The sequence below is a fragment of the Sutcliffiella horikoshii genome (assembly GCF_044809035.1).
GTDB lineage: Bacteria > Bacillota > Bacilli > Bacillales > Bacillaceae_I > Sutcliffiella_A > Sutcliffiella_A horikoshii_G.
The window spans coordinates 2,914,458-2,939,773 of the sequence record NZ_CP085237.1; the positions used below are offsets into that span (position 1 = coordinate 2,914,458).

The window sequence follows — 25,316 nt, forward strand, 5'->3', positions numbered from 1 at the left end:
TTAATATTCCTCCCTATACTTGCGAGAGATATACTGAGCGATCAGGTTCATGATTAATGTGAACACGAACAACGTCATCGCAACAGCATACAAGCTATAATATAAAGTTGAACCAGCTGGTGCATCTCCACCGGTTACTTCCACAATGTATGCAGTCATCGTTTGCATAGATTGAGTGACATCAAACGTAAAATTCTTCGTACTTCCGCTGGCAATCGTTACGATCATCGTTTCACCGATTGCACGGGAAATAGCTAGAACAAATGATGCGATAATTCCAGACATAGCTGCAGGAACGACTACTTTCCAAGCTACCTCCAATTTAGTGGATCCGAGTGCCAACGCTCCCTCTCTCATTGCATTAGGAACGGAGCTCATCGCATCTTCTGATAAAGAGGCAACCATCGGAATGATCATGATTCCCATCACTATCCCCGGACTGAGGATATTGGTTGGTTCCAATCCCGGGATGATAGCCCTTAAGATTGGTGTGACGAAAGTGAATGCAAAGAATCCATAAACAATCGTTGGGATACCTGCAAGTACTTCCAAGATTGGCTTTAATACTCTTCTGACTTTATCGGAAGCATATTCACTTAGGAAGATGGCAGACATCAATCCGATCGGAATGGCCACAACCATTGCAATCAATGAGGAAATCAATGTACCCGTTAACAACGGAATGACACCAAATTGAGCATTTTCTCCTAATGGTTTTAAGACAGTTCCAGTAAAGAACTCTAGAAATGGTACTCTTTTAAAGAACTCCACCGTTTCAAATAATAAAGTAAAAATAATGCCAAGCGTTGTGAAAATAGAAATTGTCGCTATTACCAGTAAAAATTTTGGCACAAAAGCTTCAATAAAACGATTTATGTTAAGAGTGGTCTTTTTCTCATTGATTAACTCTCTCACATTGATGCTATCTTTCTGATTAGCCAATTTGAAATCCCCTTTCATCCTTCACCCTGCAACAAGGACCATCCAAGGCCTATTCGTTGAAAATACAAGAGGAAGATGAGCAGCCATTAGCTCCTCATCTTCAGGTAGTTCCTTACTTTAAACCTTCTAGCTCTTCTACTGCAGTTTTAATCTCTTCATCTGTCAATGGAGCGAATCCAGTTTCACTAGCAATAGTTTGTGCATTTTGCATTGTGAAGATCGCATAGTCTAACACTTGTGGCTTTTCTTTTGCCATACCTTTATTCAAGTATGTGAATACTGGACGAGTGAAGTTTGCATACTCACCATCTTCAGCAATTGTGTCAAGAGACGGTTCTACAGGTCCATTACCAAAGTCTACATTTACAGCCGTTAATTTGTCGGTGTTGCTTGCATAGTACCCGTAACCGAAGAATCCGATTGCGTTTTTATCTTTAGAAACAAGGTCTACAAGTGTAGAGTATTCTTGTTGTAAGTTTGTACCTTCAGCTAAATCTTTTTCTCCAAGAATTGTTTCCCAGAAGAATTCGTATGTTCCGTGGTTTTCATTAGGTCCGTAAGTTTTGATCTCTTCATCCGGAAATTCAGGACGTACGTCAGACCATTTTTTCTTGTTGCCTTCTGCTAAGAAGATGTCGATGATTTCTTGTTCTGTAAGTTCTTTAGCCCAGTCGTTTTCTGGGTTGATTACGATTGTTAATCCATCAAGTGCCACTTTCATTTCATGAACATCCATGCCAAGCTCTTCGGCTTGTGCCTTCTCTTCGTCTTTAATGTGACGGGAAGCGTTATTAAAGTCTGTACCATTTTCTACTAGGAATTTCTTGAATCCTGCAGATGTACCAGCACGACTTACTTCAACAGAAACACCTTCTTGAGCCTCTGTCATGTATTTCTCCGCCATTACCGACATGAAAGGATATACCGTACCAGATCCATCAATAACTACACTACCTTCAAGTTCTTCTCCATCAGCAGCTGCCGTTCCTTCTGCATTTGCTCCCTCAGAAGCTCCGTTGTTCGAGTTGCCACATGCTGCAGCGAATACCGCTAGAGATGCTACGATTGCCAGTAATAAAAAACGTTTGAAGCTTTTCATTTCTTAATTCCCCCTAAGGTTTCTGTTTAGTTGATGTTTCTGTTTGTCTTGCCCTACGAGTAATAGAATATAACTTGTGTGTTAACGGGGTATGAATCAAGTGTAAAGGTTTTGTAAATGTCGGATTTTCTGCTGTTTTATAGGGAATAATGGGGGGATTTAGTGAAAGGTTCTTATTGCAAAATTGGTATCAGGGCATTTAGACACAAAAAAGCACCCCTATTGGAGTGCTTTTCTACTATTATTCTGTATCTTCTTCTGTATTCTCTTCTTCGGTTTGTTCCACTTCTGGTTCCCCTTTTGCACGTTCTTTCTTTAAGTTAAAGTAAGCATCCATCACCGCATCACCAATACGGGTACTTATGCCTCCTGTTACATTAAAGTCAGTAGATGCATAAGGCACCATGATCGCAAAGGCGATTTCAGGATTTTCATATGGAGCATATCCTACTAGATTAAAGTTAAGCGTTTCATAGGTGCGTCTTTCTCCATTAGGAAGGGTTTCTATATACCTTGACTCAGCAGTACCTGATTTTCCTGCAGGTTTATATTGTTTCATTTTAGAACTGCTTGCCGTTCCTCTTGATCCATTGTAAACCCTAATAAAGCCATCTTGCACCTGCTTTATTTGTCTATCCGTCATATCGACTCTGTTCAACACTTGTGGTTTGAACGGTTCCACTAAACGACCCAAACCTTCTCCATCACTATTAGGTTCTCTTATCTCTTTTACTAATTGCGGCTTCATTCTATATCCGCCATTAGCGATAGTAGAAACATATTGGGCTAATTGCAACGTAGTATACGTATCATACTGTCCGATGGATAAATCCAGAAGTAGACCTGGCATACTTGTATCTGTTCCTTCCACCCCTGAAGATTCACGAGGAAGGTCAATGCCTGTTTCCACACCTAACCCAAATTGGGCTAAATAAGACCTGAATGTATCATAGGCTTCAGGAGGTATGAATAGCGGCTGCCTAGGTGCATAATTAGCGCCGGCAATTGCCATCGCAATTCTAAACATATATACGTTGGAGGATCTTTCAAGCGCCGTTAAATCATTAATGCTACCCATATTCGTATAAGAAGCTTTTCTTAGCGCATCTTGACCACGACCGATATATACTGGTGCGTCATATAAATAAGAGCCCGGTTGGATAACACCATGCTGGTAACCAGCAAGCACAGAAGCTCCTTTTACAGTTGACCCAGGTTCATATGCTTCCTGAATAGCACCTAATGCGTTGTCATAAACTTTCAATTGCCCGTCTTCTTCATCCCTGATCAATTGCTTTCCAGCAAGAGAAAGGACTTCACCTGTTTTTGGATTCATAACAACAACAAAAGCACGATCTAGGAATCTAGCCTTAGCGCTTGGTGTGGCTCTTGTTTGGAGCATTTCTTCAATTAATACTTCTTCCACCTTTTGCTGTAATTCCATATCAATCGATAAGATTAAATCTTTTCCACGCTGACCGTCATAAACCTTTTCTTGATGAAGCAGGTTACCGCCTGTGTCTGTAACATTACGAACCCTTGCTTTTTGTCCCTGGAGAACATTTTCATATTGAGCTTCGAGTTGGGAGGTACCTATTCGATCATTTCGACTATAACCACGTGCGAGGAATTCATCTACCTTCTCACTTGGTATCCCGGATTCTGATGTTGAAACTTTACCAAACACAGAATCCAAGGTTGATCCATATGCATACGAACGGATGAAATCAGTTGTAATATCTACACCTGGCAAGTCTGTCAACATTTCACTAACCATCGCAAATTCCTTTGCTGTAACATCTTGGTTTTTCACAATCTGAGGGGTGAGGGCATAGCCTTTATTAAATTCGCGAAAGATAGCCAGTACCTCTTTTTCTTCTTCTGTGATTTCCGCCAATTGTTCTTTCGAAATTCTATCTAATTGCAGATCGTATAAATCACTTTCTTCCAGTTCCCCATCCGCTACCTTTTTGCGGTCTTTATCCGTAATTAATTTAGCGGCTTCTTCTGGACGGGTTAAGATCCAGTAATCCTTCTTATCTCTCTCCTGAATCTTTTTCGTATCCATGGTGATAATTTCAGAAAGCTTTTTTGCAACCTCCAGCTGTTCCTGTGGACTTGTTGATTGCATACGAGTATATGTAATTGCATTTAGAGGTGTGTTGTCCACTACCACATTTTGATTGCGATCGTAAATTTTTCCTCTCGGTACCAGTGTATTCACCGTCACATTCTCTGTCCGATCGACTTCTTTTCGGTAATCTTCCCCAAAAACGATTTGGACAAATCCAAGTCTTAGGATAAGGGCTGAAAACAGTAAAAAAACCGCAAAAAACAAAAGGTTTAAGCGCGACGGGACATAATTTTTCTTTTTCTTTTTTTGCTTTTGATTGGTCATACTTTACACCTTTTCATTATTTATTTCGATGGGCTTATTAGCAACATGTTTATAAAAAGTAAGAGACACCTACGTTTGTCTGTATAGGTGCCTGTGTCTTTTACTATTGTATAGGAAAACGCAACAAATTTCTATTATTAAATCCCTTTTATGGAGTTGATTCTCCCTCGCCGTCTCGCAAAGTTGTCACAATTGGATGTGGTTCTTCTTTTGGCAACGGTACGGGTTCAAGTTCTACTTTTCGGACGAACGGATAGATCAAAGCATGCCCTGCTCCAATTACACACATTAGGATTGGAATACTCTTTTGCGTATCAAAAAAGATAACGGCAATTAAAAACAGGACGATAGAAGCAATACGTCCTAGGTTCAAGAAAATTTCCCTGACTACAATATACTCAATTCTCATCTCTGCCGCTTTCCAGCCTCTTCCTATAACATCATAGGTTAACGAGACATATGGAACCAATAACAAAGGGTAGGCAATAGCAATAGTGACAGCATACATCAGAAGTTTTACATATGTCAGTTCAAAGATAAGAAAGAAAATCGACCCATAAAGGATGAGACCACCAAGAAGAATGGCTTTCTTTCTATATTCCTTTTTGATGAGCCTTGTCGCCAAATAGTAGCATACAAATGCGACGGCCGAATTTAACAGGCCAAACGTTCCTAGGGCGAGTTCGCTGTTGGTAGTAATGAATACCAATACGGAGATGGCAAAAAGGAACGTACCTTCCCGCAATCCTTGGAAGAAATGCGCATTCGTTATGTATCCCCAGTTTGAATTGTTTTTTCTTTCCTGTAAAATGCGACGGAGTTCAAAGCTTCCTTCTGCTCCTCTCCTTTGTAAAAATAAACTTAAAATTACAGCAGCAAAAAACAGGATGAGGGAAATGGTGAATATTACCGTGTAACCTGTAAATTTTTCTAAAGTCGAAATGATATAACCTGCCGCTATGGGCCCAATCATCCCACCTACTGAAGTTAGAATCCCTAAGAACCCATTGAAGAAGTCTCTTGTTTCCGGCTCGGTGATTTCAAAGGTCAATACATTAAATGCAAGCCAGTAAAAACCATACCCTATACCAAGTAGTGCCCCAAGAAGCAATAAATACGTGGAAGCCTTGTCTCCGATGAACAAAACAAACAAATAAAAAAGTGCTAAGAATACGACTCCTAAACGTAGCACAATGACTCGGTCAATTTTTTTTGCCCATCTGCCTGCCAAGATAAATGTTAATGGCTGAAAGACGACTATTGCTAAATTGTAAAAGCCCAGGTCACTGAATTCACCTGATTGCTTCCATAGGTATACATTTACGAATGTATTGGATAGGGCGATGCTGAGAGAGTATAGTCCACCGATGATTAAGAGTAGCATCAGGTCTTTGTTGACTTCGACATCGCCGATCAGTTTTTTTAGTGCTGCCATTATTACCCCGCTCCTTTATCTACGTTTATTGTGGCTTAAAGGAGTGGGAGTTATGTACTTTGATTTTTGAACATCTGGTCAATTAGTATTAAACACCGCTGATGCTTTCCGCAAAAGGCTTCGCTTTCCGCGGGACGGTGCCTTGAGCCTCCTCCCAACGCTTCAGGGGTCTCAACCAACCGTTACTCCCCCGTAGGAGTCTTCGCCATTTGCTCCAAGCATCAGCTAAATATCTAATTAATAATAAAAACTCCCATCCAATTAAGGATGGGAGCTTTTTGGGTCAGAAATTATTTTGCTTCGTTGTAAAGTTTTCCTACTACATCCCAGTTGATTACGTTGAAGAATGCGTTGATGTAGTCAGGACGACGGTTTTGGTAGTTTAGGTAGTAAGCGTGCTCCCAAACGTCAAGGCCTAGAACTGGAGTCTTGCCTTCCATTAATGGAGAGTCTTGGTTTGGTGTGCTTGTGATTTCAAGTTCACCGTTGTTTACTACTAACCAAGCCCAACCAGATCCAAAGCGAGTTGCTGCAGCTTTCGCGAATTCGTCTTTAAAGTTTTCAAAGCTACCGAATTTGCTTGTTAAAGCATCAGCCAATTCACCGTTTGGAGATGTAGCTCCGCCTGGAGTCAAGATGTTCCAGAAAAGGCTGTGGTTTGCGTGTCCGCCACCGTGGTTGCGTACAGGTGTTTTGATGTTTTCAGGAACAGCGTCCATGTTGGAGATCAATTCCTCTACACTTTTACCTTGAAGCTCTGCTTGTCCTTCTAGTGCAGCGTTGATACCTGTTACGTAAGTATTGTGATGCTTTGTGTGATGAATGTTCATTGTTTCTTTGTCGATGTGAGGCTCCAATGCGTCGTATGCATAAGGTAATTGTGGTAGTTCGTATGCCATAATTATCTCCTCCTAATTGTTATGTAATATTATAATGGAACCAAAAAAGCATAACCTTTTTGATTCGTTAGTTTCAGATTACCAAAACTTGTACAATCTTTCAATTAATCTGCTTGCCTTGACTCAATTATTTATTCTGAATTAAATAGATAACTCTTGTGACAGACGGTACATGCTTTCATCTATTTTGTGAGGTATGGAGAATACTTCATCAAAGGAATAATCGACAATCTGGTTTTTTTCCATTCCTACTGCTCTGCCGGCTTTTCCTTCCATCAATAACTCTACAGCCCGTCCGCCAAGGCGGCTTGATAGTACACGGTCAAATGCAGTTGGTGTTCCACCTCTTTGAATATGTCCTAGAACGGAAACCCGCGTTTCTAACCCAGCTTCTTTTTCAATCAATTTAGCAAAATCCACTCCACTGCTAACGCCTTCTGCCAAAACAATGATTGTATGTTTTTTGCCTCGTTTTTGACCGCTTTTTATTCGGCCGACTACATCTTCAATCTTATACCCTATCTCTGGAATGACAATGGTCTCTGCTCCACCAGCAAGTCCTGCCCATAAAGCAATGTCCCCTGCGTGTCGGCCCATCACTTCAATGATAAACGTACGTTCATGGGAAGTTGCCGTATCTCTTATTTTGTCGATAGCATCAATAACCGTATGAAGTGCCGTATTGAATCCGATGGTATAATCTGTTCCCGCAATATCATTGTCAATGGTGCCAGGCAAGCCGATGCATGGAAATCCATGTTCCGTCAGCTTCTGCGCTCCACGGTAAGATCCATCTCCACCAATAATCACAAGACCTTCAATACCGTGCTTTTTTAATTGTTCTATCCCTTTTTGCTGACCTTCAAGCGTTTTGAATTCTTCACTTCTAGCTGTATATAAAACCGTACCGCCACGATGAATGATATCCCCAACCGACCCAAGCTCCAATTTTTTAATATTACCAGCCATTAGGCCTGCATAGCCTTGATAGATGCCATAAACATTTAAGTTGTGGTAAATTGCTTTTCTTACCACTGCCCTGACAGCCGCGTTCATTCCCGGCGAGTCACCGCCACTTGTTAATACTCCAATTGTCTTCAAGCCATCCACTCCTTCTTCGTACATATAATTGCTATAGCACAAATGTATCTCTTTTAAACACTTCTAGTATAACCTTGTTTATATAAAAATAAAGAATACAATGATCATAATACCCTGGATGATCCCTTTCACCAAGGCACTGCTGAACAAACCAACCACAGATCCGAATCCTGCTTTTATTGATGCATTCAGTCCGTTTTTATTAAATAAAAGCTCGCCTATTACCGCTCCCAAAAACGGTCCCAGAATGATCCCCGCTACGGGAATAATAAAGGGGCCGACCAATAAGCCGATGGTGCTGCCCCAGATAGATGCGTTGCTTCCACCAAACTTTTTTACTCCTAATAGATTCGCAAAATAATCTGCCACAAAAAGCAAAATGACAAATAATACGGTGATAGTCCAGAATAGAAATGTTAGCTCTTCAAAAGAGAAAAATACTTCATAAAGGACAAATCCGCCTACTAAAAAGAGAACACTCGGGATGATTGGATAGACCAGCCCTATAAAAGCAAAGACAAACAATGCAATGATAATAGTCCAATAAAGGATTTCCACCTTAAAACCTCCTTCAAACATTTTAAAAAAACCAGACCCGTTAGAGTCTGGTTTTTATTATACGTTCGTACCTATTATAAAGTTTCGTGATCTTCTCCTAAAACTGCTTCCGCAATATTTACAGCATGATCCCCGATACGCTCAAGGTTACTGATAATATCAACAAACACAATTCCAGCTTGACCGGAGCATAATCCCTCGTTCATACGCAAGATGTGTTTCTTACGAAGAGAACGCTCCATTTTGTCAATTTTGTCTTCTTTCAATCTAACTTCATTCGCTAGGTCTTTATTGTTCGTTCTCAAAGCTTCAATAGCTTCTTTGACCGTTGATTGAGTCAGTGTGAACATTTCTTCAAGATCTGTTTCAGCAGCCTCAGTTAACTCCACTTTATTGGCAATTTGATAATCCACTAATTCCACGATGTTTTCGAAGTGGTCACCGATTCTTTCGATGTCACGGACTGTATCCATTAAAACGGAGTGCTCTTCTGATTCGTGATCAGATAAAGAGCTTGAAGAAAGCTTTACTAGATAATCCGTAATTTTACGATCAAGATTATTAATAGCTTCTTCCACCTGATAAGCTTGTTCTGAATACTTTGTTACACCAGTTTTTAAATATTCATGTGTGGATTCAAGTCCTACAATAGAGAACTCCCCCATACGCAGAACTTCTTCTTTAGCTTGTCCTAATGCAAGAGAAGGTGATTGTTCAATAAAGATTGGATCAAGATGCTTTGGTTTGTATTCAACAAAGCTGTCTTCACCAGGAATAATTTTTGTAACAATCAACGCAAGCAGTCCAATGAATGGCAACTGAATAATTACATTAGCAATGTTAAAGGAACCATGTGCAAATGCAATCGTCATTTCAGGATTAAGATTAAGTTGTTGTTGTAAAAATTCCACATACATTTGGAAAGGAACCAATAGTATTAATACAACTATTGTCCCTATTACATTAAACATTACATGCGATAATGCAGCTCGTCTTGCAGCGACACTTGCCCCAATAGCAGCTAACACAGCAGTAATCGTGGTTCCGATATTATCTCCAAACAATACCGGCAAGGAGGCTTTAAGATCAATGGCACCTTGTCCATACAGTTCTTGTAAAATACCAACAGTTGCGCTCGAGCTTTGAACAATAACGGTAAATACTGTTCCGACTACAACCCCAAGGATTGGGTTGTTACTCATAGATACAGTTAAGTCAATAAATGCAGGTAGCTCTCGTAATGGTTTAAGTCCATCTCCCATGGTACTTAGACCATAGAATAGCGTACCGAAACCAAAAACGATTTGACCAAAATATTGTATTTTTTGATTTTTGAAGAAGAATAATAAGATCGCACCTGCTGCGATAATCGGTAAGGCATACTCGTCGATTTTAATACCGATGATGAATGCTGTTACGGTTGTCCCGACGTTTGCACCCATGATGACACCAATCGCTTGACGAAGCGTCATAAATCCTGCACTAACCAATCCGACTGTCAGTGCTGTGGTTCCTGAACTTGATTGAATAAGGACCGTTACTAGAATACCCGCTAGTACACCCATTAACGGATTTGTTGTAAAACGATCTAAAATATCTCTCAGCTTATCTCCAGCTGATTTTTGCAGTCCGTCACCCATGTATTTAATCCCGAAAAGGAAAATACCCAGACCACCAATAAATTCAAAAATTAACTTCTGAACATCCAAGTCCAATACATTCAACCCCTTAATCAAAAACAATTTAGTATCGACAAAAATCTACAAAACCAAATACAATTATTAACCTAATATGATTCTAATGTAAATAGAATTTCTGATAAATTTACATTATCTTTACAAACCGTAACTTGAAATTTACATTAGCGACTGTTAAGTAATTAAATATTGTTCGCACACCCAATTTAAGGTAACATTAAATTCATATATTTTATTAAAAGGACTGATTAGGAATTGAATATTTTTTCTCAATTTGTTAAGAGCTTGTATTCCCCGAAAGCAATAGCCTCCTTTCGCTTTCAAGGAATAGGCAAAACCATCCTGTACGTATTTTTTCTCGTTCTTATAACTTCTATCCCCATGTTTATCACTTTTGGAACTAGTGCAGTGAAATTAGTAAACAGCACCGAAGACTTTTTACAAAATGAAACCCCGGACTTTTACATCCAGGACGGAGAATTTTACGCCGATGTAAATGAACCTTTTATTGTAGATGAAGAAGGATTCACCATTATATTAGATCCCGACAATCAATTATCATTAAATGAGATTCATTCATATGGTGATGTCGTGGCGATCCAATCGAAAGAAATTATTTTTCAAGGAGCAGGACAGACAGACTTTGTACCATTAAGTGACTTCCAAGGAACAGAGGTAACGAAAGAGAATTTGCTTCAGTTCATGGATTCTGTGGGAAGTGCATTTCCAATCATCATTACTGTATTCTTAGTAGTGGGTTATCTGTTTTTTGCGGCCACCAAGTTTGTTCAAATCTCCATTTTAGGGTTGTTTGGGTTAATAATTAAGAATTCGTTAAAAAGAAATAAATTGCAATACCGCCATACATGGGTCCTGTCTGCTTATGCGGTCACGCTTCCAACGCTAATTTTCACCATCCTGCAAGCAAGCGGTCTGGAGCTACCTTTTTCATCATTAATAAGTTTTGCCGTTTCTCTTTTTATTCTCTATCTTATTGTTAAAGAGGTAAAAGTTAAGAAACCAGCTCCTACAAACATATAATTTATGACACCGACAAACATTTGTAGGTGTTTTTTAGTTATATTCCTATCGGACAAGCATATAGTTAAATATGCTTGACTGAGGAGGAAGAATAAAATGATCCGATTATTCATTGCAGCTCTTATTCTTATCACCATATACAGCGTTTACTATGATTTATCATCTGGCACCATACCTGAGCCTGCAGCTCCAGTTACCGCTACTTCTCAACCGAGCAACTCTGAAGCAGAAGCGGAAAGTTCTGCCCAACCCTCACCTACCAACAACCTTTACATAGAAGTGGAAGTCAAGGCCGGTGATACTGTTTTGACAATCGCAGAGAAAATTGCCAACAAACCTATTCCCGTCTCCATTACACAACTAGTGGAAGACTTCCAAATCCTAAACGACGGCACTACCCCTGAAAAAATTCAAATCGGTAAAACCTACAAGTTTCCTGTCTACTAACAGCCAGGAAACTTTTTCATTACATTTATTGTGAAGTAGATAACCCGTTGATTGAAGTGGAAGGCGCGCAGACGCCCGCGGGAGTCCCTGAAACTTTTTCACTTGTCAGATGGGGTTACGATTGTTAAAATATGTTGGGAGTTAGTGGATAATACTAGCTTTTTTCCTCATTAAAAGGTACATTGATGAAAGAAAGATGTTTTGATCTATAGATCATTCCTAAAGGAGCGATTCATTCGTGAATGAAATAATACATCGTACAAAAACCCGCCCTGTTAAAGTTGGAGACATTACCATCGGCGGCAGTAACGAACTATTTATCCAAAGTATGACAACCACCAAGACACATGATGTGGAAGCAACGGTTGCAGAAATTAAGCGGTTGGAAGAAGCAGGCTGTCAGGTAGTCCGCGTAGCATGTCCGGACGAACGCGCAGCAAATGCCATCGCTGATATAAAAAAACAAATCAACATTCCACTTGTTGTAGATATTCACTTTGACTACAAACTGGCTTTGAAAGCAATTGAAGGCGGAGCAGACAAAATCCGTATCAACCCTGGTAACATCGGTCGCCGTGAAAAGGTTGAAGCGGTAGTAAAAGCTTGTAAAGCAAAAGGGATTCCAATTCGTATCGGTGTTAACGCAGGTTCCTTGGAAAAGCGTATCATTGAAAAATACGGCTATCCTACTGCAGACGGCATGGTAGAGAGTGCCCTTCACCATATCAAAATTTTAGAAGACCTGGATTTCCATGATATCATCGTGTCCATGAAGGCTTCTGATGTGAACCTTGCGATTGAAGCATATGAAAAAGCAGCAAAAGCTTTTGATTATCCACTTCATTTAGGTATCACAGAGTCCGGTACCCTTTTTGCAGGTACGGTAAAAAGCGCAGCCGGCCTTGGTGCAATTTTAAGCAAGGGAATCGGAAACACGTTACGTATTTCCTTAAGTGCAGATCCTGTAGAGGAAGTAAAAGTTGCACGCGAGCTATTGAAATCATTTGGCCTATCTTCTAACGCAGCAACACTCATTTCTTGTCCTACATGTGGACGTATTGAAATTGATTTAATTAGTATTGCAAATGAAGTGGAGGAATACATCTCCACTATTAAAGCGCCAATTAAAGTAGCAGTACTTGGTTGTGCTGTAAACGGACCTGGTGAAGCACGTGAAGCTGATATCGGTATCGCAGGTGCCCGTAACGAAGGGTTACTTTTCCGCAAAGGCGAAATTGTGCGGAAGGTACCGGAAGCTACAATGGTCGAAGAATTGAAAAAAGAAATCGATAAAATTGCAGAAGAATACTTTGCAAAACAAGCAGAAGAAGCAAAAGCTTGACACCATTGGGTGCCAAGCTTTTTTTGCTTTTTAGACGATGAAATTACGTCCCACCGTCTATGGTGATTTTAAAACAATGGTAAAACAAAAATCCCAACAACAATGGAAACGATACCGATTCCGATTGCCCATGCTCCTAACCCTGTTGCCCCACGTTTGCGGGCAATAAAGCCGACGATAATACCGGCAGCTCCCATAATGATAGGTAGAAAGAACAATGACAGGATCGATAAGGCTAACCCTAAGATCCCTAGTCCTCGTCCACTCATTCCCATCACGTCGCTGCGCTCTTCTTCAAAAATTGCTTCTCTTTCTCTGCTTCTATCTGATCGTACAACAGGAGGCACTGCAACTTCAGCTGCGTGCTCTTCTATGAAATCCCGATGTCCCTTCGCTCTAGAAACATGAGGTTCTTCGTAAGCCAAGTCTGAATCAAAACGGTCAAGTTTCTCTTCGTTTTTCTCAAATTCACTTGCCATTCGTATCCCTCGCTTTCTTAAAGAAGTTAGGAGCATTACTTAGTATAAACAAGACAAGACAAAATCATCGGTGTTAATCTTTGTTAAGTTTTGTTAGCTTCTCTTTTATCATTCCATCAACAAAATAACTGAAAAAAGGACAAAATATGTTAAAATGGGTGTAGCAACAGGACTGGAGGCAATTATGAGAAAAAGATTTGGAATCGATATTGACGGGACATTAACTTGCCCTTCCACTTTTGTACCTTTTATTAATAAAACTCTGCAAAAAAATATAACACTTGAAGACATGAAGCAATATGATTTAACGCCTCTAATGGGCTTGGATGAAGCGGGTTTTTGGAGCTGGATGGACGAAATGGAACCAATCATATACAAAGACGCCCCGCTGGCCAAAGGAGCAAAACCAATTGTGCAACGATGGAAAGATGAATTTGATCTCTATTTCATCAGTGCCCGCAGAAACCACCTTTTTGATGTGACAAAAAATTGGTTCTCCCAACAAGAAATTGATTACGATCACTTAGAACTAATTGGTACACACAACAAAATTGCTGCCGTAAAAAAACATAACATTGAGTTGTTTTTTGAAGATAAACATGACAATGCCTGTGATATTAGTGAAGAATGTCAAATACCCGTCATTTTATTCGATACCCCCTACAACAGGGATCCGATCCCTGCCAATGTACACAGAGTCTCAAATTGGGAAGAAGCAGATCAAAAAGTACAGTCCCTGCTTCAAACAATCAGCGTTTCCCGGTAAACATAATAAAGGAGAGTGGATGATTCCACTCTCCTTTTTATTTTGACCGAGACATTGCATGCAGAAGTTGCCTTTCAATCACTTTCACAAAGTCTTCTGTGCTCATATCTTGTCTGTTAGATCCCATTTCCCGGATTCTAATCATTATGTCAACTAAATCTTCTCTTCTTAAAGAAGAAAGTTGTTCACTCTCTGCTGTCATCTCATACACCCTTACGCATCTTTTAGAACATGTTTCGTGGATAACCGCCCAGTTTCAGAGGGCACATATCTAAAATAGGTGGTAATAACTATATATGAGATAATTCTAAATTTGTTACTTTAGACACATTCCGGGCACTTGCCGTAGATTTCAAATTTATGACCTGTTATATCATAACCTTTCAAGTTATCCGCCAAATCTTGCATCGGGCAGGTTTCAATCTCTTTTGTCTTTCCACACACCATGCAAATAAAATGATGATGATGGTGGTGTGTTGAACAGGTAAAACGGAAGTGTTTTTCACCTGATAGCTCTGTGCTCTCTAATATCCCAAGTTCCACAAAGACGGCAAGATTGCGATAAATAGTATCAAAGCTTAAACCAGGGTAATTGTCCTTCATGGAATCCAATACATCTTTCGCAGTTAAATACTTATCTTCAGTGGCAAAAAGCTCCAGCATCTCCTGCCTTTTACCCGTATATTTATAGCCTTTATCTTTCATTAAAGTTAGCGCTTGTGTAACGTTCATTTCTTTCCACCCCTTACCTTATTCCAAAGAATGGTGACAATCAAAATAAGAACAGATAAGATTACAATGGTTCCACCAGGAGCAAGATCAAAATAGAAAGAGGAAATTAATCCACCAATCACTGCAATTTCCCCAAAAATGATAGCCAAGACTATCGTTTGTTTAAAACCTCTGCTTAACCTCATACTTGCAGCTACAGGTAAAGTCATTAGGGAAGATACTAAAAGAATGCCGACAATCCGCATTGATGCGGCAATGACAAGTGCCACCATTATAATGAATACTAAATGAAAAACTCTTGCATTCACACCCGACACCTTGGCATGTTCCTCATCAAACGAAAGGATAAAGAACTCTTTGTAAAATAAAATGATGGTGAGAAGCACCCCTACAGTTACTATAAGAACCGTCCAAAAATCTGATGTTGTAACAGCACTCACACTACCGAATAAGAAGTTGAAAAGATCTGTGTTAAATCCATCCGCAAGCGAAATGAAGATGACCCCAAGCCCGATTCCTGATGATAAAATGATGGGAATGGCAAGCTCTTGGTAGTGTTTATAAACTCCTCTAAGCTTTTCAATAAACAATGCACCAGTCACAGAGAACGCCATCCCAAAATAAATAGGGCTTACACCGACCATTAAACCGAAGCGTTTTTCCACAAGCAAGCTTGCCGCTATCCCGGCCAACGTAACATGGCTTAAAGCATCTGCAATCAATGACAGTCTTCTTACCACGACAAAAACACCTAATAGAGGTGCCAAAAAGCCAATCAAGATTCCTGTATAAAATGCATTTCTTAAAAATTCAAATTGCATAAAAGCTGATATCATTACATTTGCCCTCCATCATGTTGATGGTGATCATGACTTAAAACATGCACATCATGGCCGTAAAACTGCGAGAGGTCATTGGTGCGTAATTTTTCAAACTCATCTGTCACACCGTGAAAATGTAAATTTTTGTTCAAGCAGGCCACATGTGTCACCTTCTCTGTGATCGTTCCAACATCATGTGTCACCAAAATCAAGGTGATACCTAGCTTTTTATTTAGATGAGCCAGCATTGAATAGAAATTTTGCACATTTTTGATATCGACTCCGACTGTAGGCTCGTCTAAGATCAAGAGCTCAGGCTCACTGACTAAAGCACGTGCAATAAATACTCTTTGCTGCTGTCCGCCAGACAGATCTCCAATATTTCTATCCGTAAATTCTTCCATACCAACCGCCCGAATGGCTTCTAAAACTTGCTTTTTGTGCTGATGGTTGAAGAAACGCAATAAGCCAACCTTTGAAACAAGACCGGTTGAGACTACTTCAAAGACTGTTGCAGGAAAACCGGAATTAAAACTGTTTGCCTTTTGAGAGACAAAACCAATTTTGCTCCAATCCTTAAACTTCTTGATGTCTTTTCCAAACAGTTCGATCGTTCCCTTTTGAGGACGCAGTAGTCCAAGGATACATTTTAGAAGTGTGGATTTTCCTGAGCCATTAGGTCCTACAAGTCCTAGAAATGCACCTCTTGGTATGCTCAGATTTATGTTTTCAATAACGTTTTGTTTTTCATATTTATAGGATAGCCCTTTAATTTCGAGTACTTTTTCCAACTAAATCACACCTTAAAAGATAAGAATCATTACGATTTTCTAACAATAGATTAGTATACATCAGCCGGAGGAAAAAGTAAATATAAGCGACTTTGCACCAACAAAAAAAGCCCTACTCAGGCTTTTCCTTTAGCAGAGGTAATCGGTAGCAAAAGGTAGACCCTTCCCCTAGTTTGCTATCGATGAATAATTCTCCATCATGATCTTCTATTATTTTTTTGCAAAGTGGTATGCCCAGGCCATTTCCCTTTTCCTTCGTTGTGAAAAACGGTTTGCCGATTCGATCTAATACATCTTCAGCCATTCCTTTTCCATTATCTACCACTGTAATTTCATAGAAGGTATCCGTTTTTTTGGCTCGCAATAGGAACAGCTTGTTTTTCTGTTCCGGCGTGTAGGCTTCAATTGCATTTCTTAAAAAGTTCAGCATGACTTGTTTGATCATGGCCTCATTGACCATTACCTGTTCTTCTACTTCGTCAATTTCAAAATCAAAGTCTATATTATGTAATAAGCATTCTGATTGAAAGATATAGACCAATGACTGAAAAATATGTTGTGGCTGGATCAGCTGCTTTTTTACTTTTTTCCTGGAGACAGATAAAAAGTCCTCAATGATTGAATTCATGCGATTGATCTCAGCCATGATGGTATCGTAATATTTACTCCAATTATTCGTAATCTGGGAAAGTTGAATAAATCCTTTGATAACAGATAAGGGATTTCTTAACTCATGTGCCATCCCTGCAGAAATTTGGGAGACAGATTCCATCTGTTGTTTGTATACTAGGAGATTTTCAAATTTCTGCTGGTACGAGCGGTCATGAATGATGAAGAAAACCTTTTCCGAGCGCTCAAATAAAATGCCTTGAATCTGATATAACACTTCATCGTCATAGCAGATCCGTTCTTTGAAATGTTTATTGGAGATTACTTCTTCATATATCTCATATAATTTATCCTTTAGAATAACTGGAGTCAATAAATCATCAAATTCAAGATTGGTATAGTCCTCCCCTACATCAAGTTCCAGCAATATTAAACAGCGATGATTGATATATTCAATCATTCCGCCTTTGGAAAGGACCAGTATGGCAATATCCAATGAATTGGTCATAAATTCATTGACTTTCAATGATTGTTCAATTGTACCGTAAAGAAGTGGCAGAACGGCGGAGTTGTCCTTATTCTCAATTACATGCCCTGACAAATAGATACGCTCTCCAGAAAGGATACCTGTATAAACGACCTCATAGAAACTTCCGTTTATGCGGTGAAATAGGAGCCTTTTTACTTCTTTCCCGTTCGAATCATATATATCCTTTAAGTATGTATAGACTTCTTGACGATAGCTTGATGGAAAACTGAGAAAAAAAGACCGATTCTCCTCCAGCACAGATAGAAATGCGCTAGCCCTCTCATTCCATTCCTCAATAAAGCCATTCGCATTCAGAATAAGCCTAAGATCTGAACTTAAATGCTGAAATATATCTTGTTCATTTTTATCTATAATAAACGACAAGGTGACTCCCCCTCGTTACCCTTTAAATATCAAATATATATGGAATATTTTAATTATACAATAATTTCCCAACAGTTGTCATATTATTTCGTAAAGGTAGCCTTTTTGTTTTTCCAACATAGGCTAAACTGGGAGGGATAATATGATGAACATTTATCAACAAATCGTAAACAAGAAGCTCCATAACATGACGGCCGACGAATTGATGAAGTATAGCGGGGAATATAACATCTCCTTGACACCTGATCAGGCAAAAAAGGTGTCAGCTCTTTTGCAGTCCAAGAAGGTAAATGTGTTTAATACATCTGAGAGAATTCAATTGATGAAGGAAGTGGCAAAGATTACCGGCCACGAAACAGCAAAAAAAGTTAATCAACTATTTTTGGAGTTCACAAAGTAAAAGAAAAAGTCAACTTAAAAACAAAAGAACTTTAGGTATTGGTTAATCACCGCTGTTCCTTTCCGCAAATGGCTTCGCTTTCCGCGGGACGGTGCTTGCTTGAGCCTCCTCACAACGCTTCAGGGGTCTCAGCCTACCGTTACTCCCCCGCTGGAGTCTACGCCATTTGCTCCAATTCACAGCTGAAAATCACGTATAAGGTACGTCCATGCTTATTCAGTTAACTCGGGTAGATGCTTTTCATATACCCGAGTTGATCGAAGTCATCTTGTTGATTGGAGTGTAAGGCGCGCAAACGCCCGCGGGAGGAAGGGACAGGTGAGACCCCGGAGGGAGCCTCACGGACCGCCCGCAGGCAAGCGAAGCGCCTGGAACGGAAATCAACTGTAGTTTATATTTTCATTTTTTTCAAAAAAGAAGCAAGGGCACTTTTTATGTCCCTTGCTTCTTTCTTATTGATCAATCATTCACGATTTTCGTTAAAAGTTCCTCATCAAACTGCTTGTTTTTAAGCATGGCAATTTCATGTTTATATGGCGGTTTACGGTCTTTCTTATCTTCACCAACATATGGTGTCTCCAATATTTTTGGGATATGTTTCAATTGATCATGATGGACAATATAATTGATCGCATTAAAACCAATATGACCAAATCCAATGTTTTCGTGGCGGTCTTTGGCAGCACCACTTACATTTTTACTGTCATTTATATGAAGCACTTTCAGGCGGTCTAAACCAATGATATCATCAAATTGCTTTAATACTCCATCAAAGTCATTTACGATATCATATCCAGCGTCATGCACGTGACAGGTGTCTAGGCAAACGGATAACTTTTCGTTTAAATGCACTCCATCAAATATGGCAGCCAATTCTTCAAAAGTCCGACCACATTCAGAGCCTTTTCCTGCCATGGTCTCCAATGCAATTTGTACATTCTGCTCTTTCGTCAATGCCTCGTTTAGCCCTTTAATGATTTGGCTGATACCCGCTTCCGTTCCCGCCCCAACGTGGGCACCCGGGTGGAGGACGATCTGTTTTGCCCCGATAGCATCCGTTCTTCTTACTTCTTCTGCCAGGAAGTTCACTCCAAGCTCGTAAGTTTCCGGCTTTTGCGAGTTCCCGATATTAATGATATAGGGAGCATGTACAACAATTTCTTTTAAACCATGTTCTTTCATATGTGCAAGACCCGCTTCTATGTTAAGGTCTTCTATCTTTTTTCTTCGCGTATTTTGAGGAGCACCTGTATAGATCATAAATACATTTGAACCATATGATGCAGCCTCTTCACTTGCAGCAAGCAGCATTTTTTTTCCGCTCATGGATACATGAGAACCAATTAGTAAGTTTTCCATAACATCACCTCTTTTAACAATCAGCCTTTATTTTATCATAAGGATGCCATGAAAGGTGATCGGATTGGTCATGATTATCTTTTCTTTAAACGGCGTTGTCTTTTCTTAAATTGCTCTACCTCATATTTGTGTTTCTTTTTATAGCCTGGTTTAACTTTCGTCGATTTCTTTACGGATGTTTTCGCCGCTACATCGAGTTCATTAATTTGTTTTTTACGGTTTTGTCGTTTGTTACGTGGGCCGATTTCTACCAATTCACCGTTTTTGAAATCAATTTGGGTAAACTCTATTCCCATCTTTTCAATCTGAGCAAGCGCGTTCTCATCTGTTGGTTCGTAAAAAGTAATGGCATTACCGGAATAGTCCGCACGTGCAGTACGTCCAACACGGTGAATATAGAAGTCAAGATCTGAAGGAAGCTCATAGTTGATGACATGACTGACACCTGCAATATCGATTCCTCTTGCCGCAAGGTCTGTTGCCACCACATATTGATATTCCAATTCATTGATTTGCTTCATCATTTTCTTGCGTTCACGAGGGTTAAGATCACCATGGATTCTACCTACTTTAAGACCTTGTTCAAGCAATGCATCTGCCACTTCATCTGCTTTTTTCTTTGTATTGGTAAATACAATCGCCAAATACGGGTTATATTCCACAAGTAGATCATGCAATAATTTCGTTTTGCTTTTCGATTTTACCGGCATAAGCAGATGCTTGATTTTAGCTGCCGTTACTTGTTTTGGAGCAACATGTGTATATTTTGGATTTTCCATGTATTTGCGCAAGAAAGGCTTTAGCTTTTCTGGAATCGTTGCAGAAAATACCATAATTTGAAGATTTTTCGGCATTGCTGCAGCAACCTTATCAATATCTTCGATGAAACCCATGTCAAGCATAAGGTCGGCTTCGTCTACGACAATGGTTCTAGCTGTATGGACTAAAAGCGCATTTTCTACCATCAAATCTTTAATACGACCAGGTGTCCCGACAACAATATGCGGCTGTTGCTTAAGACGATCAATCGTACGTTGTTTGTCGGTACCGCCAATATAACAACGAGCAGTGATCATATCTTCCCCAGAACAGAATTTAGTGATTTTTAATACTTCTTGATAAATTTGGTTAGCAAGCTCTCTAGTAGGAGCTGTGATAACTGCTTGTACTTCCTGCACGGAAGGATCAATTTTACTTAAAATAGGAATCAGGTACGCATGTGTTTTTCCTGTTCCAGTTTGAGACTGTCCGATCGCACTTTCTCCGTTTAATAAAGAAGGAATCATTCTCTCTTGCACTTCTGTAGGCTTTTGAAATCTAAGTTCTTTTACCGCTTCCAAAATGAACGGTTTTAATTTAAATTTTTCAAACGATGTATTCATTTATTTACCTCCACTTTTAAAATCATGCATGGAATATGTATCTATGTCATTATTTTAAAGGTTCTATTTTCAATTTATGAGTTATTATTCGCGTTCCGATACGTTCTATTTAACCCCAAACAACTATTATAAAGCAGTTTTTGCTTTTTGGCTACACTACGGTTGTGCCCATTCTTTCCAGACAATAAACATGCCAAGCACTATCCGCATAAATTATAGGAGACCAGAAAAGTTCCTTGAATTCCAGCAATGATTTGCTTACTTTTCAAGAAAGAAAGGAGGATTACCATGTTTTTTGGACCAAATCGATCGATGCCACCTATGCAACAGCCAATGCCGCCGATGCAACAACCTATGCGACCTTCCCCATTCCGAATGGGTCCGGGTCCCTCTCCGTTTATGCAACAACCGAATAACATGTTCAATATGTTTAATATGCCCAATTCAAACATGTCCAATATCCCTAATCAAATGTTTAGAAACCCTTCTTCCCCATTTATGGGAGGCGCTGGGCGGGGTATGGGTATAGGAGGTATAGGAGGAAATAGCGGAGGAAGTGGCGGAGGATTGCTTGCCAAACTCTTGGGAAGAACCGGTGCCAGAAGCATCGGGAACATGGGCGGACTTGGCCAACTAGCCAATACAGGTGCAGGAGGTGGGCTTAGCCAACTGGCGAACGCCGGAACACTTCAGCAACTCATCAATCCAAACAACCTGACGGGGATGCTTGGAAATGTTCAAAAAGCGTTAAAAATGGCAGAAGGTGTCATGCCGATGGTTCAGCAATATGGACCTCTTGTAAGGAATATGCCCGCCATGCTTAAGCTTTACAATGAACTGAAAAATGTGGATGATGACGATGAAACAGATAACAGTGTAGGAGAAGATTCTACAGATGAGGGTCAAACGGATGATGACAAAAGTGAGAAAGCAGTGAAAGACAGTACAAAGAAAAAAGCAATAAAGAAAAAGATAAAGCCTGCTTCCACTGAACCCACTGAACCCGAGGAGAAACCAATAGGAAGTTCCGCTCCAAGGCTTTATATCTGAAGTTCCTAATATCTTCTTTTGTACTAACCTTCTTATTTATACTATAATAGAATGTAAGTAGTGAGAGAGTGTTTATCACTCTCTTATTTGATGTAAGGAGGGTTTCCCCTATATGGAGCTTATTAAAATCGCCCCTCGAGGCTACTGCTATGGTGTAGTGGATGCTATGGTGATTGCAAGAAATGCAGCATTAGATAAAACATTACCACGACCAATCTATATCTTAGGTATGATTGTTCATAATAAACATGTTACAGACGCGTTTGAAGAAGAAGGGATCATTACACTGGATGGTGCGAACCGTCTTGAGATTCTTGATCAAATTAACGAAGGTACCGTTATTTTCACTGCTCACGGTGTCTCACCGGAAGTAAAGATCCGTGCTAAAGAAAAAGGATTAACGACCATTGATGCAACATGCCCGGATGTAACACGTACACATGACCTGATTCGGATGAAAGAAGCACAAGGGTATGAAGTTATCTACATCGGTAAAAAAGGACATCCTGAGCCAGAAGGTGCTGTAGGAGTAGCGCCTTCCATCGTTCACCTAGTGGAAACACTTGATGACGTGGAAGCATTGTCGATTGATAGTGAGAAAGTTATCGTGACAAATCAAACTACCATGAGTCAGTGGGATGTAGCCGACATCATGGTAAAGGTTCAGGAAAAGTACCCGCATGTGGAGCAACACAAAGAGATTTGCCTAGCTACCCAAGTTAGACAAGAAGCGGTGGCAGAACAAGCTGGACAAGCTGATGTGACTATTGTTGTCGGCGATCCTAAAAGCAACAACTCCAACAGACTTGCTCAAGTTTCCCAAGAAATCGCCGGCACTCCAGCCTACCGCATTTCCGATATCAGCGAGTTGAATGTGGAGTGGCTGATGAACGCCAGCATGGTTGCAGTAACAGCAGGTGCTTCTACACCGACTCCGATCACAAAAGAAGTTATCCAATTTGTAGAGCAGTTTGATCCGTTGAATAAAGATACGTGGAACACGACGAAAAATGTTCCTTTGCAAAAGATTTTGCCTAAAGTGAAAAAGGCGAAAACTTCTTAATGGTTGCTGCACCCTCTTTTTAGAGGGTGTTTTTTGTTCAAAAAAAACGACCCAAAAAGGATCGCTTCTTCCAAACATCACATAAACGTAAATGGATCTGTATTCGTTTCGGAAACGAATACCTCTAGCTCCCAATTCCTCTCCCTCACTGCCTCTTTTAACCGCAGCGATACACCCTTTTTCATAATCTTCTCCGCATAATGACCAGGGTCAACAACATTTAGTCCGATGGCCATGGCATCATGGGCGGTATGAAAATAAAGATCTCCCGTTACATAAACATCCGCACCGGCAAATTTGGCAGCATGGATATATTTATTACCGTCTCCTCCTAATACCGCTACTTTCTTAATTTCACTGTTTAAATCTCCTACCACCCGTACATTTTCCACTTCCAGCCCTTTTTTTACATGAGAGGCAAAGTCAGCTAACGACATTCCTGTCTTCAACTTTCCAACGCGACCTAACCCAAGTGAGTTTATCTCATTTTCTAGCTTGTAAACATCATAAGCTACTTCTTCATAAGGATGAGCTTTAAACAAAGCTTTCATGACTCGCTTTTCTATAGAGATTGGGTATACAGTTTCCACCTTCATCTCTTCGACTTTTTCAAGCTGCCCTTTCTTACCTATAAAAGGTTCTGTCCCGTCTAACGGAAGAAAACGTCCTTCCCCTTCCGTTGTGAACGAGCAGTGACTGTAGTTTCCGATATGCCCTGCCCCTGCTTCACCTAAAGCCTCTAAAAGTGTTTCTGCGTGAGACACTGGAACAAATACGCTCAGTTTACGAAGTTCCTCTTGGTATGTCGGAACCATTACTTTTACATCCTCAAGCTCTAAAGCCTCAGCTAAGAGATCATTAACGCCTCCCTGGGCCACATCAAGGTTCGTATGGGCCACATACACGCTGATATCATTCTTAATGCATTTGGTGACGATTTTCCCAGCAGGAGAATGATCCGTAACTGTTGGAAGTGCCCGAAAGATTGGCGGATGATGGGCTATAATCAAATCAACATTCCGTTCAATCGCTTCGTCTACTACCTCTTCAAGCACATCTAGTGTCACCATTACTTTATGAACCGGTTTATTCAAAGTACCAATTTGAAGGCCAATTTTATCCCCTTCAACTGCATATTTTTTAGGGGAAAACTGTTCGAACCACTCGATAACCTGCAACCCGTTAACTGTTTTCAATACCCAGCTCCTCCTCTACAAGTCTAATTTTCCCGGTCAATTCTTTTCTTTTTTGTTCATTTGCCTCTTTATGTCCGGCTTCGTCCAGTTGAGAGACTATCTTTTTCCAATGAGCAAGCTCATGGGTCCACTTTTGCACAAATACATCATTTCTTTCCTTTGCAAGAAACGGCCCTACAAGCAAATAAGCCTCTTTTTTATCAGCGTAAGGTTTTCCACTTTGCCCGCGTTCTGCCACGAGGATTTCATAGATCCTTCCATCATCAAGCAAAATTTGTTCTGCAACAAGTTCCCATCCGTTCTCAAGCAGCCACTCCCTGATCTTTTTTGCCCCTATATTTGGTTGGAGGATAAGCGTTTGAACTCCTGCCAGCTTCTCCTTCCCCTTTTCAAGGATGGATTGAATTAAGGTTCCACCCATTCCGGCAATCGTTATGCAGGTAACCTCACTGGGAGAGATTACTTCCAACCCATCCCCTTTTCTTACTTCAATGACCTTGTCCAGTTCCGTTTTGCGAACCTGTTGAACAGCAGATTGAAAAGGACCTTCCACCACTTCTCCAGCTATTCCTTTTTCAATCATACCTTGCAGATAGGCATAACAAGGAAGATAAGCATGGTCTGAGCCGATATCTGCCAATACACTACCTCTAGGTATAAATGAAGCCACTGCTTCCAATCGTTTTGAGAGCTTTAATTCATTCATGTCTGTTTCCTCTTTACTTATGTATTTGAATTTCTATGTAACAAGTATAAAAAAAAATCCTTCACAAATGCAAAGGATCTTTTATATGTG

26 protein-coding genes are annotated in these 25,316 nt (G+C 40.1%); 8 read left to right on the top strand and 18 right to left on the bottom strand.

The window, feature by feature from the left end; translation table 11 throughout:
• From pstC to LG307_RS15345, 8 genes are all read right to left on the bottom strand, one after another.
• Complete coding sequence (gene pstC / locus LG307_RS15310) at positions 1-960, bottom strand: phosphate ABC transporter permease subunit PstC (protein WP_404443673.1); 960 nt, start codon at positions 958-960, stop codon at positions 1-3.
• Positions 961-1,054: 94 nt separating this feature from the next.
• Positions 1,055-2,041: a PstS family phosphate ABC transporter substrate-binding protein gene (locus LG307_RS15315; protein ID WP_404443676.1), complete on the bottom strand. Its 987-nt coding sequence runs from the start codon at positions 2,039-2,041 to the stop codon at positions 1,055-1,057.
• Between the two features lie 241 nt (positions 2,042-2,282).
• Positions 2,283-4,439: a peptidoglycan D,D-transpeptidase FtsI family protein gene (locus LG307_RS15320; protein ID WP_404443678.1), complete on the bottom strand. Its 2,157-nt coding sequence runs from the start codon at positions 4,437-4,439 to the stop codon at positions 2,283-2,285.
• 148 nt (positions 4,440-4,587) lie between these two features.
• On the bottom strand, positions 4,588-5,874 hold the full coding sequence (locus LG307_RS15325) for an MFS transporter (RefSeq protein ID WP_404443680.1): 1,287 nt from the start codon (positions 5,872-5,874) through the stop codon (positions 4,588-4,590).
• Positions 5,875-6,164: 290 nt separating this feature from the next.
• On the bottom strand, positions 6,165-6,773 hold the full coding sequence (locus LG307_RS15330; RefSeq protein ID WP_404443683.1) for a superoxide dismutase: 609 nt from the start codon (positions 6,771-6,773) through the stop codon (positions 6,165-6,167).
• A gap of 141 nt (positions 6,774-6,914) precedes the next feature.
• Positions 6,915-7,874, bottom strand: a complete 960-nt coding sequence (pfkA, locus tag LG307_RS15335; protein ID WP_404443686.1) for a 6-phosphofructokinase — start codon at positions 7,872-7,874, stop codon at positions 6,915-6,917.
• A 78-nt stretch (positions 7,875-7,952) separates the two neighbouring features.
• Positions 7,953-8,432: a DUF456 domain-containing protein gene (locus tag LG307_RS15340; RefSeq protein ID WP_404443689.1), complete on the bottom strand. Its 480-nt coding sequence runs from the start codon at positions 8,430-8,432 to the stop codon at positions 7,953-7,955.
• Positions 8,433-8,506: 74 nt separating this feature from the next.
• Positions 8,507-10,147 carry a Na/Pi cotransporter family protein gene (locus LG307_RS15345; RefSeq protein WP_404443692.1) on the bottom strand — a complete coding sequence of 547 codons (1,641 nt, stop codon included), beginning with the start codon at positions 10,145-10,147 and terminating at the stop codon, positions 8,507-8,509.
• 237 nt (positions 10,148-10,384) lie between these two features.
• Between LG307_RS15345 and LG307_RS15350 the strand changes: the two genes are divergently transcribed.
• From LG307_RS15350 to ispG, 3 genes are all read left to right on the top strand, one after another.
• Positions 10,385-11,170, top strand: coding sequence for a DUF1189 domain-containing protein (locus tag LG307_RS15350; RefSeq protein ID WP_404443694.1), 786 nt, complete (start codon positions 10,385-10,387; stop codon positions 11,168-11,170).
• Between the two features lie 96 nt (positions 11,171-11,266).
• A complete protein-coding gene (locus tag LG307_RS15355) occupies positions 11,267-11,617 on the top strand; it encodes a hypothetical protein (RefSeq protein WP_404443697.1) in 351 nt (116 codons plus the stop codon).
• 247 nt (positions 11,618-11,864) lie between these two features.
• Positions 11,865-12,959, top strand: coding sequence for a flavodoxin-dependent (E)-4-hydroxy-3-methylbut-2-enyl-diphosphate synthase (ispG, locus tag LG307_RS15360; RefSeq protein WP_404450471.1), 1,095 nt, complete (start codon positions 11,865-11,867; stop codon positions 12,957-12,959).
• 68 nt (positions 12,960-13,027) lie between these two features.
• Here ispG and LG307_RS15365 read toward each other — a convergent pair whose 3' ends face one another.
• Positions 13,028-13,438: a hypothetical protein gene (locus LG307_RS15365; protein WP_404443699.1), complete on the bottom strand. Its 411-nt coding sequence runs from the start codon at positions 13,436-13,438 to the stop codon at positions 13,028-13,030.
• Positions 13,439-13,622: 184 nt separating this feature from the next.
• Between LG307_RS15365 and LG307_RS15370 the strand changes: the two genes are divergently transcribed.
• Positions 13,623-14,204: a hypothetical protein gene (locus LG307_RS15370; protein ID WP_404443701.1), complete on the top strand. Its 582-nt coding sequence runs from the start codon at positions 13,623-13,625 to the stop codon at positions 14,202-14,204.
• 37 nt (positions 14,205-14,241) lie between these two features.
• Here LG307_RS15370 and LG307_RS15375 read toward each other — a convergent pair whose 3' ends face one another.
• The 5 genes from LG307_RS15375 to LG307_RS15395 all read right to left on the bottom strand — a co-directional run bounded on the left by LG307_RS15375 (position 14,242) and on the right by LG307_RS15395 (position 18,070).
• On the bottom strand, positions 14,242-14,406 hold the full coding sequence (locus LG307_RS15375) for a hypothetical protein (RefSeq protein ID WP_404443704.1): 165 nt from the start codon (positions 14,404-14,406) through the stop codon (positions 14,242-14,244).
• Between the two features lie 119 nt (positions 14,407-14,525).
• Entirely contained in the window at positions 14,526-14,936 is a 411-nt protein-coding gene (locus LG307_RS15380; protein WP_404443706.1) for a Fur family transcriptional regulator, read from the bottom strand.
• Positions 14,933-15,772, bottom strand: a complete 840-nt coding sequence (locus LG307_RS15385; protein ID WP_404443709.1) for a metal ABC transporter permease — start codon at positions 15,770-15,772, stop codon at positions 14,933-14,935. Before LG307_RS15385 ends, LG307_RS15380 begins: the two co-directional genes overlap by 4 nt.
• A complete protein-coding gene (locus LG307_RS15390; protein WP_404443712.1) occupies positions 15,772-16,548 on the bottom strand; it encodes a metal ABC transporter ATP-binding protein in 777 nt (258 codons plus the stop codon). The genes LG307_RS15385 and LG307_RS15390 overlap by 1 nt, the downstream gene beginning before the upstream one ends.
• Before the next feature lie 112 nt (positions 16,549-16,660).
• Positions 16,661-18,070, bottom strand: coding sequence for an ATP-binding protein (locus tag LG307_RS15395; RefSeq protein WP_404443715.1), 1,410 nt, complete (start codon positions 18,068-18,070; stop codon positions 16,661-16,663).
• Between the two features lie 142 nt (positions 18,071-18,212).
• On the opposite strand from LG307_RS15395, the gene LG307_RS15400 reads away from it, so the two are divergent.
• On the top strand, positions 18,213-18,470 hold the full coding sequence (locus tag LG307_RS15400; protein WP_404443717.1) for a DUF2624 domain-containing protein: 258 nt from the start codon (positions 18,213-18,215) through the stop codon (positions 18,468-18,470).
• A gap of 459 nt (positions 18,471-18,929) precedes the next feature.
• On the opposite strand, the gene LG307_RS15405 is transcribed toward LG307_RS15400, so the two are convergent.
• Both LG307_RS15405 and LG307_RS15410 read right to left on the bottom strand, forming a co-directional pair.
• The gene (locus LG307_RS15405) at positions 18,930-19,829 is read right to left on the bottom strand and encodes a deoxyribonuclease IV (RefSeq protein WP_404443719.1); all 900 of its coding nucleotides are present in this window, start codon (positions 19,827-19,829) and stop codon (positions 18,930-18,932) included.
• Positions 19,830-19,903: 74 nt separating this feature from the next.
• On the bottom strand, positions 19,904-21,211 hold the full coding sequence (locus LG307_RS15410) for a DEAD/DEAH box helicase (protein ID WP_404443722.1): 1,308 nt from the start codon (positions 21,209-21,211) through the stop codon (positions 19,904-19,906).
• A gap of 236 nt (positions 21,212-21,447) precedes the next feature.
• On the opposite strand from LG307_RS15410, the gene LG307_RS15415 reads away from it, so the two are divergent.
• The 3 genes from LG307_RS15415 (at position 21,448) to LG307_RS15425 (ending at position 23,324) form a co-directional block, all read left to right on the top strand.
• Positions 21,448-21,627 (top strand): hypothetical protein, encoded by a 180-nt coding sequence (locus tag LG307_RS15415; RefSeq protein WP_404443725.1) that lies wholly within the window; start codon positions 21,448-21,450, stop codon positions 21,625-21,627.
• 103 nt (positions 21,628-21,730) lie between these two features.
• Positions 21,731-22,261, top strand: a complete 531-nt coding sequence (gene vrrA, locus LG307_RS15420; protein WP_404443728.1) for a VrrA/YqfQ family protein — start codon at positions 21,731-21,733, stop codon at positions 22,259-22,261.
• A gap of 112 nt (positions 22,262-22,373) precedes the next feature.
• Positions 22,374-23,324: a 4-hydroxy-3-methylbut-2-enyl diphosphate reductase gene (locus LG307_RS15425; RefSeq protein WP_404443730.1), complete on the top strand. Its 951-nt coding sequence runs from the start codon at positions 22,374-22,376 to the stop codon at positions 23,322-23,324.
• A gap of 77 nt (positions 23,325-23,401) precedes the next feature.
• On the opposite strand, the gene LG307_RS15430 is transcribed toward LG307_RS15425, so the two are convergent.
• A complete protein-coding gene (locus LG307_RS15430) occupies positions 23,402-24,520 on the bottom strand; it encodes a Nif3-like dinuclear metal center hexameric protein (RefSeq protein ID WP_404443732.1) in 1,119 nt (372 codons plus the stop codon).
• Positions 24,507-25,226 carry a tRNA (adenine(22)-N(1))-methyltransferase gene (locus tag LG307_RS15435; RefSeq protein WP_404443735.1) on the bottom strand — a complete coding sequence of 240 codons (720 nt, stop codon included), beginning with the start codon at positions 25,224-25,226 and terminating at the stop codon, positions 24,507-24,509. The genes LG307_RS15430 and LG307_RS15435 overlap by 14 nt, the downstream gene beginning before the upstream one ends.
• Positions 25,227-25,316: the final 90 nt, after the last annotated feature.

Coding starts and splice junctions, on each gene's coding strand:
- pstC (WP_404443673.1), bottom strand. CDS start 960: ATGAAAGGGGATTTCAAATTGGCTAATCAGAAAGATAGCATCAATGTG.
- LG307_RS15315 (WP_404443676.1), bottom strand. CDS start 2,041: ATGAAAAGCTTCAAACGTTTTTTATTACTGGCAATCGTAGCATCTCTA.
- LG307_RS15320 (WP_404443678.1), bottom strand. CDS start 4,439: ATGACCAATCAAAAGCAAAAAAAGAAAAAGAAAAATTATGTCCCGTCG.
- LG307_RS15325 (WP_404443680.1), bottom strand. CDS start 5,874: ATGGCAGCACTAAAAAAACTGATCGGCGATGTCGAAGTCAACAAAGAC.
- LG307_RS15330 (WP_404443683.1), bottom strand. CDS start 6,773: ATGGCATACGAACTACCACAATTACCTTATGCATACGACGCATTGGAG.
- LG307_RS15355 (WP_404443697.1), top strand. CDS start 11,267: ATGATCCGATTATTCATTGCAGCTCTTATTCTTATCACCATATACAGC.
- LG307_RS15365 (WP_404443699.1), bottom strand. CDS start 13,438: ATGGCAAGTGAATTTGAGAAAAACGAAGAGAAACTTGACCGTTTTGAT.
- LG307_RS15370 (WP_404443701.1), top strand. CDS start 13,623: ATGAGAAAAAGATTTGGAATCGATATTGACGGGACATTAACTTGCCCT.
- LG307_RS15375 (WP_404443704.1), bottom strand. CDS start 14,406: ATGACAGCAGAGAGTGAACAACTTTCTTCTTTAAGAAGAGAAGATTTA.
- LG307_RS15380 (WP_404443706.1), bottom strand. CDS start 14,936: ATGAACGTTACACAAGCGCTAACTTTAATGAAAGATAAAGGCTATAAA.
- LG307_RS15385 (WP_404443709.1), bottom strand. CDS start 15,772: ATGATATCAGCTTTTATGCAATTTGAATTTTTAAGAAATGCATTTTAT.
- LG307_RS15400 (WP_404443717.1), top strand. CDS start 18,213: ATGATGAACATTTATCAACAAATCGTAAACAAGAAGCTCCATAACATG.
- LG307_RS15405 (WP_404443719.1), bottom strand. CDS start 19,829: ATGGAAAACTTACTAATTGGTTCTCATGTATCCATGAGCGGAAAAAAA.
- LG307_RS15410 (WP_404443722.1), bottom strand. CDS start 21,211: ATGAATACATCGTTTGAAAAATTTAAATTAAAACCGTTCATTTTGGAA.
- vrrA (WP_404443728.1), top strand. CDS start 21,731: ATGGGTATAGGAGGTATAGGAGGAAATAGCGGAGGAAGTGGCGGAGGA.
- LG307_RS15425 (WP_404443730.1), top strand. CDS start 22,374: ATGGAGCTTATTAAAATCGCCCCTCGAGGCTACTGCTATGGTGTAGTG.
- LG307_RS15435 (WP_404443735.1), bottom strand. CDS start 25,226: ATGAATGAATTAAAGCTCTCAAAACGATTGGAAGCAGTGGCTTCATTT.